Below are 1,054 nucleotides of genomic sequence, written 5' to 3' on the forward strand. Positions count from 1 at the left end.
TTAACAACCCTCACACCCCCCCCGCCCCCCCGCGGCCCGCCCCCCCCGCCCCCAGGCGCCCACCCCCCGGCGACCTGGCCGGACGCCGCGTCAGCCGCCAATTTCGTTGCCTGGCAGGGTTCCTGACGGCACTTGACGGAACTTGCCAACCGCCGCCCGGGCCCGTCCGGACCGTTGACCGGGCCATGACGGCATGTGAGGGTTCCGGCACCCGAGCGCGGACGCCCGCACGGCCGCCCCCCAAACGGCCCCGCGGTGAGCGCCCTGACGGCACGCCGTCCGCGATCGAGCACCCCCACGTTCGAGGAGCCTCGGAATGAAACGCAGATTGCTGACGGCGGGGACCACCCTGGCCGTCGTGGCCGGCATGCTGACCGCCACCGCGGTCGGCCAGGCCGCCGCCGACCCCGGACCGGCCGCCGCCGCGCCCCCCAGCGCGCTGGCCGCCGCCGTGAACGCCGCCGACCAGGCGGCCGCGGCGGGCCTGGACGCCCTGGCCAAGGGGCCGGGCGAGACCTACGAGCGCCAGTCCGTCACCCCGTGGCTGGGCGGCCTCTACTCGGTCTCCTACGAGCGCACCTACAAGGGCCTGCCGGTGGTCGGCGGCGACGCGGTCGTCCTCGCCGACGGCCAGGGCCAGGTGCGCGGGCTGCAGTCCGCCTCCACCGGCCCGATCGGCGTGCCCACCACCGCCCTGATCAGCGCCGCCAACGCAGAGCGGACCGCCCGCACCAAGCTCGCCCAGGTGGACGGCGTGCAGTCCCGCCGGCTGGTCGTCCGGGTGCAGGACGGTGCCGGCCGGCTGGCCTGGGAGACCGTGCTCACCGGCCGCACCGCGTCCGCCCCGAGCACCCTGCACGTCTTCGTCGACGCCCGCAGCGGCGAGGTCATCGACAGCTACGACGACGTGCGGGCCGGCACCCTGAACAGCAAGTGGAACGGCCCCTCGCCGACGATCGACACCACCGGCTCCGGCAGCTCCTTCTCGCTGCGCGACCCGGGCCGCCCCGGTCTGAGCTGTGCCGACAACGCCACCGGCCAGGTCTTCACCAAG

Annotated in this window: 1 pseudogene; it reads left to right on the forward strand. The window is 75.6% G+C overall.

Going from position 1 to position 1,054, the window contains the following annotated elements:
• Positions 1-316: 316 nt before the first annotated feature.
• Positions 317-1,054, forward strand: a pseudogene (locus ACFXAM_RS32480) (peptidase M28); the annotation flags it as partial.

This window comes from Kitasatospora sp. NPDC059462 (assembly GCF_042749955.1).
Classification (GTDB): Bacteria; Actinomycetota; Actinomycetes; order Streptomycetales; family Streptomycetaceae; genus Kitasatospora.